Annotated in this window: 7 protein-coding genes, 1 tRNA gene and 1 other RNA gene; 3 read left to right on the top strand and 6 right to left on the bottom strand. The window is 58.8% G+C overall.

All coding sequences use genetic code 11. The annotated features are described in order from the left end of the window. From NW827_RS08010 to ssrA, 6 genes are all read right to left on the bottom strand, one after another. A partial coding sequence (locus NW827_RS08010) for a Uma2 family endonuclease (protein WP_414503544.1) occupies nucleotides 1-733 on the bottom strand: 733 nt, incomplete at its 3' end. Then, nucleotides 730-957 carry a hypothetical protein gene (locus tag NW827_RS08015; RefSeq protein ID WP_414403791.1) on the bottom strand — a complete coding sequence of 76 codons (228 nt, stop codon included), beginning with the start codon at nucleotides 955-957 and terminating at the stop codon, nucleotides 730-732. The genes NW827_RS08015 and NW827_RS08010, both read right to left, overlap by 4 nt. 148 nt (nucleotides 958-1,105) lie before the next feature. After that, entirely contained in the window at nucleotides 1,106-1,513 is a 408-nt protein-coding gene (locus tag NW827_RS08020; protein WP_414503545.1) for a hypothetical protein, read from the bottom strand. Further along, nucleotides 1,503-2,534 carry a UDP-3-O-(3-hydroxymyristoyl)glucosamine N-acyltransferase gene (gene lpxD, locus NW827_RS08025; protein WP_414362487.1) on the bottom strand — a complete coding sequence of 344 codons (1,032 nt, stop codon included), beginning with the start codon at nucleotides 2,532-2,534 and terminating at the stop codon, nucleotides 1,503-1,505. The genes NW827_RS08020 and lpxD overlap by 11 nt, the downstream gene beginning before the upstream one ends. 15 nt (nucleotides 2,535-2,549) lie before the next feature. After that, nucleotides 2,550-3,068, bottom strand: a complete 519-nt coding sequence (locus NW827_RS08030; RefSeq protein WP_414362488.1) for a DUF4330 domain-containing protein — start codon at nucleotides 3,066-3,068, stop codon at nucleotides 2,550-2,552. Nucleotides 3,069-3,229: 161 nt separating this feature from the next. Beyond that, nucleotides 3,230-3,627, bottom strand: a transfer-messenger RNA (tmRNA) gene (gene ssrA, locus NW827_RS08035). 100 nt (nucleotides 3,628-3,727) lie between these two features. Here ssrA and NW827_RS08040 point away from each other — a divergent pair. From NW827_RS08040 to NW827_RS08050, 3 genes are all read left to right on the top strand, one after another. Beyond that, nucleotides 3,728-3,799, top strand: a tRNA-Lys gene (locus tag NW827_RS08040). A 71-nt stretch (nucleotides 3,800-3,870) separates the two neighbouring features. Continuing rightward, a complete protein-coding gene (locus NW827_RS08045) occupies nucleotides 3,871-4,890 on the top strand; it encodes an endonuclease domain-containing protein (protein WP_414503546.1) in 1,020 nt (339 codons plus the stop codon). Between the two features lie 21 nt (nucleotides 4,891-4,911). After that, entirely contained in the window at nucleotides 4,912-5,559 is a 648-nt protein-coding gene (locus NW827_RS08050) for a hypothetical protein (RefSeq protein ID WP_414403788.1), read from the top strand. Nucleotides 5,560-5,576 lie beyond the last annotated feature (17 nt).

Below are 5,576 nucleotides of genomic sequence, written 5' to 3' on the forward strand. Positions count from 1 at the left end.
GATCCACCCCCAGTTCTCGCAGCTTTTGGGCCAGACGCTCCGCCCGCTGTTCGGCCTGCTCGGCTCGTTGCCGTTCTTGTTCAGCCCTTTGCCGCTCCAGTTCGGCCTCGGTGGGCACCAGCTCTCCAGCAGGCGTGGCCCAGCGAATCCATGTGGTTTCGATGTCCCGAAACCTGCCTTCCCATTTCACCAGGTACAGTCCCAGAACTGCGCTCGGCAGGCGACCTTCTGCATCGACTTCAATCGGCTCATAGCGGTCGCCCCTCAGCCGAAACCCCGCCCAGTCCTCCGGCTCAAACGGGTCAAACCAAAAGTACTCCGGCACCCGGATAATTTGCTCGTAAAGCTGCTTTTTGCTTGTCTTATCATCCTGGGCAGTGCTGGGAGAAAGAAGCTCAATCACCACGTCTGGCCCTTTGCCCTGCTCCCAGATCACCCAGCTTTTGCGCTCGCCCTTGGGCACTCCCAGCACCACAAAATAATCAGGCCCTCGGAAATTGCGGCTGCGGGTCTGCTCCAAGCTGTAGTAGAGGAACATGTTGCCGCTGACAAAGCCATCAGGGCGCTGTTGCAGCCAGGTTTGGGTGACGGAGATGAGCAAGTCCATCTGGCACTTGTGTCGCCAGCTTTCCATGGGTACGCCGTCGTCGTAGGGGAGCTCGTCTTGGGTAGGGGGCCAGTCGGGTAGATCAACCGGATCCGGCACCTCAATAATCGGTTTGGGGTTGGTCATTGCCAGTTCTCCGAGAGGTATTTTGGGCTGGCCAGTTTTCTTTGACAAAGTATCGGGTCCACTCCTAGTTCTCGCAACTTTTGGGCCAGGCGCTCCGCCCGTTGCCGTTCCTGCTCAGCCCGCTGACGCTCGATCTTTTCAGCCTCCTCTGGTGTGAGCACCAGCTCCCCATTGGGGAAAAAGTACCGCAGTTGCTGGCTAGGAATGCCTAGGCGCAGCCCCAACACTTCCCTCTAGCGCCACCTCTGCTCCGATGGCTCAATCTCCTCATGCCGTTCCCCCCTCAGTTGCAAGCTCGTAAACTCCTGCGTTTCGGGAGAAAAGTAAAAGTACTCCAGCGTCCTAAAAACCCTTTCGCAAAGCTCCCCCTTTTCACCCCGATCCACCTTGGCTGCCGATTCCGAAAGCAGCTCGATGATCTTCCCACACCACCCAAGAGGGGCGAGGGCGGTTTTCTACCCCTTTGACCAAAAACAGATCCGGGCCGCGCAAGTCTTTGTTTTTGAATTGCTCTCGGCTGTAGTAAACGGTGAGGTTCCAGGCGAGGAAGTAGTCGTTGCGGTCTTGCCAGGGACGATTGAGGCAGCTCACCAGAATCAAAAGCTGCAGGGCGTGGAGGGAGTGTTCCATTTCGGGTTCATCGCTGAGCAGCCCCTGGGCCGAGGGCATGAGCTCCGCCAGTTGCCGGCGGGTGAGGGGAGTGTTTTCTTGGGCTAGGCGGTGGGGGCAAGCAAGCGAATTGGCTGTCAGCAGGCTAACCCTTGATCCCCTATCTCCCACTGTTTTGCTCCAACTTGGCTACCCGCGCTTCCAGCTTGCGCAGGGCCCGCTGCAGCTCGGGCAGATGCCGTTGGACTGCCATGCTCCTACGCCATTCGGCAATGGGTTGGTGGGGGTAGCCGGCTACTGTTTGGCCAGGAGGAATGTCGCTGGTCACCCCTGTTTGGGCGGCCACACGCACGCCATCGCCAATGTGCAGATGCCCCGCCAAGCCACATTGCCCGCCCAAGATGACGTGGTGGCCCAATTGGGTACTGCCGGCAATGCCCACCTGGGCGACGATTAAGCAGTGGGATCCCGTGCGCACACCGTGGCCAATCTGCACCAGGTTGTCGATCTTGGTGCCGCGGCCAATGCGCGTCTCGCCAACGGCAGCCCGGTCAATGGTGGTGTTGCTGCCCACTTCTACGCCGTCTTCCAGCACCACCCGGCCCGCCTGCGGCATGCGCCGCCAGGATCCATCAGGGAGAGGAATGTGGCCAAAGCCGTCGTCGCCAATCACGGCGCCGCTGTGGATGAGGCAATCGTCGCCAATCTCCGTGCGTTCGTGGATAACGCAGTTAGCCAAAAGCTGACACCGGGATCCAATCCGCACGTGGGGGTAGATGGTTACGTTGGGGTGGATCTGGGTGTAGTTGCCAATTTTCACCCCTTCCATCACCACCACATGCGGCCCAATGGCTACCCCCTCCCCCAACTCCACACTGGGATCGATCACAGCTGTGGGATGGATCCCGACGGGCAGGCGGTAGGGTTGGTAAAACAGCTCGATGGCCTGGGCAAAGAGCAAGCGCGGATCCCTGCCCCGCAGGCAGGGGATGGGGCGGGGCAAAACTACAGATTCACCTACGATGACGGCGCTGGCTTGGGTTTGCTCCAGGAGAGGCAGGTAGCGGACCTCGCTGAGGAAGCTCAGCTCGCCTGGGCGAGCTTCTGCCAGGCTGGCCACGCCGTGGATCTCCAGGGTGGGATCCCCTTCGTAGGTGCATCCCAATCTTTGGGCAATCTCCTGTAGCTGCATTAGGGTGGGGGTTCTCTACGATTGCAGCAGCCGCACCTCCATCACGGTGCCGCGCAAGTTGTAGCTAAAAGTCTCCACCTCCAGGGGAACGCCAACTTTGACGCGGTTGTTGCCCAGGACAATGCCATTTTCCGTCTTCTGGCCCCGTCCCCGCAAGGTAAACACCAGATCAAAACGATAGGGCTCAGGGTCAGGCAAGTTTTCAACCCGTCCATCCGGAAAAACTACTGGCACGGTGCGGCTGACATTTTCTATCCGCACCACCTCCACCTGGCCGTAGGGTTGGTTGCGGATGATCAAGTCGGCCTTCTGACCCACTTGAAAGGGTTCCAGGGATCGGCTGCTGACCCCCCGCACGATCATATCCACTTCCACTGGCAGCGTGGGGCCACCCCCTACCTGGACGACGCTGCCCGCCTGCCGCCCTGGGAAAAACAGGACAGCTACGATCGCCGCCACCACAATTGCCAGCGCCCCCAGATCCAGGAGGCTGACCTTTCCTAGAAGACGCCCCCGTTCATCGATGAGCCGCATGGCCCTCTTTTCTCCAACCCACTGCCCTTGATTGTAGGGCACAGCAATAGGAGCTCCTCCGCCCGCAAAGCCGGTTGAGGTTGGATCCACCTCTAGAGGAACTCAGAAGCCCCGCTTGTAGCCGAGGATTAGCTGGGCCTGGGCAAGTAGGGTTGGCCTGAAGATGGAGCTGACGGGAGTCGAACCCGTGTCCGAGATGGGTACTGGGGGCTCACTCCTTCACAGGCTTAGCCTCTCTGACCCTCGAGGCAGGGATCGCCGTTTAGATCCCGGCGACGGGAGTTCTCCGCCTCAGCTTAGGCTCTCCCTCGACGGAGCGGGAGAAGAGAGCTGCACCCGTTGGGGTTGTGATCCGCCCACTTAACGGGGTCGTGGGAGGATCCTCGAGCTCAGGGTAATTCTCTACTGAGCCTTAGGCAGCCAGAGCGGCTGCTTTACGAGCAAAAGGTACGACGTTGTTCGCACCTACTTTGTTGAGCCTAGTGGTAACGGGATAAGCTCAAGCCCGACCTGCATCATGAACCCTTGTTCGCCACCCCGTCGAAACCGTTACAGCCCCAGGGTTTGGCTAAACCTAGAATAGCAAAATCCTTGGGGATCTGGCTAGAGCTTCTGCTAATATGACAGAAGTTGTGCTATTCTGTCAGAGCTGCAAACTTGGGTCGGTAGCTCAGCGGTAGAGCACTCGGCTTTTAACCGATTGGCCCAGGGTTCGAATCCCTGCCGACCCAGCTTTCGATACTGTTGCTTCCTCGGCCTATCCCGAGGCAGGATTTATAGAAAGGCAGGGGGGAAGGGCGAGGTGGCCGTTCTTTTGTGGCCAGACCTGGGCAAAGAGGGGGAGGTAAAGCTGTTGCTAGCGCCGTCCGTGGAGGAGGCGCTGGCAATTTTGGCGGAAGAGGCTGAAACTCGGGAGACGGTCTTTGTCTCCAAGCTTTGGCACCGAATTCCGGCTCAGGATGTCATCCTTGACGAGTGTCTGCAGGTGCTGGCGGAGGTAGCTCTATCCCTCTGGCCCTATTGGTATGGAGAAAAGTTTGAGCCGGGCAGAACGGCAGAGGCCCAGGTTCTCAATCGCCTCCGCGCCCGAGAGCTGTCCGCAAAACGGGATCCCGCCATTTCCAGTACCTGGCTTAGGGCAGCAATGCACTTGTGCCAGCAGCAACGCCTGCCTGTGGTGCCAGGGATCCAGCGGGCAATCCAGGTGCAACAACTGGCTAAAGCCATTGCCCCTCGCGAGCTAACCTTGGCTTTAGCAACCGATGAGCCAGAGCCGGCGCCCAGCTACCTCCTTGGCTTGGCCAAGGCAGCTACCTGGTTGGCCGACCACAGTCAAGCACGGCTAGTGCTGGTGGTGCCGAGTGCTTTGGCCGCTCACCCTGAATTGGCTTCCGTGAGCTACGGCGCCCTCCAGGTGCCGCTCCCGGAGAGGCGGGAGGAGTTCGACAGCTCGGTGCAGGTGGTGGTGGGTTGCAAGGGATCCCCTCACCCCTTTAGCCTGGCAGAGAAGAAGCTAGCCGAGCGGGTGGCAGCGGACCCGCAGCTCAAGGATCTGCTAGAGTTTAACCAAGTGTTACAAAGTGTAACCGGGCAATCCTTTCTAGCAGATCTCCTTTGGCGGGAGGGCAAGGTGGTGGTGGAAGTGGACGGGCCAGAGCACTGCAGCCGAGACCGCTACTACCAGGATCGCCTGCGGGACTACCAACTGCTGATTTCCGGCTACTTGGTGTTGCGGATCCCCAACGATCTGGTGATGAGCGACTGCGAGCGGGCGGTGGAGATGATCCGCAAGGTAATTCAACAGCAACGGAGCCGGCTTTGAGGCGAGTTGGAGAGTGAGAAGATGACCTCTTTGTTGCCCAAGAGCGAAATTTTGCTCTGGAAGCTTCTGCTAACGGGGGAGGAACCGGCCAAGTCCCAGCTGAAGCCAAAGCACAGCGCCAAGGAGCTCAAGCTGCTGGAGGAAAGGGGCCTCATTGAATACAAGACCACAGTTGAAAAGGGAAGGAAAGTAGCTCGGCTTGCACTAACTGACAAGGCCTGGGACTGGGCCTCCACCACACCTCCAACGGCCATTGCCCGTTCCAAGTCACCGGAGGCAGCAGTCGTTTTGCAAAAGGTCTTGGAAATTTTGGTGGACTACGTGCAGCGGGAGAGCGTTCCCTTGGCCCATGTCCTCAAGCCAGCCGGCTCTGGCCAACCTCCTTCCGATTTTGGCCAAGCAAAAGTCGATCCCGCCTTCCTCGAGAAGGTCTTTCGAACTTGTGAGGAGATGGGAGGACGCCACTCCCGGGTTTACCTATCAGATCTGCGCCAAAGATTTCCCCAAGTTCCACGCCAGCAACTGGATCAGGCTCTTGTGGCTTTAGATCGCCAGACCAAGATTGTATTGATGCCTATTGACGATCCCTTATCTATCACTCCCGCAATCGAGGCGGCAGCTATTACCCTCTCCGGCGCCAAAAGATACTTTCTGCGAATTAGGAGTTAAGCATGCAGAGTGCAGAA

Source organism: Synechococcus sp. H70.1 (assembly GCF_047502705.1).
Taxonomy (GTDB): Bacteria; Cyanobacteriota; Cyanobacteriia; order Thermostichales; family Thermostichaceae; genus Thermostichus.

Excerpts from the sequence above, each read along its gene's own strand:
- lpxD (WP_414362487.1), bottom strand. The coding sequence starts at position 2,534 with ATGCAGCTACAGGAGATTGCCCAAAGATTGGGATGCACCTACGAAGGG.
- NW827_RS08030 (WP_414362488.1), bottom strand. The coding sequence starts at position 3,068 with ATGCGGCTCATCGATGAACGGGGGCGTCTTCTAGGAAAGGTCAGCCTC.
- NW827_RS08050 (WP_414403788.1), top strand. The coding sequence starts at position 4,912 with ATGACCTCTTTGTTGCCCAAGAGCGAAATTTTGCTCTGGAAGCTTCTG.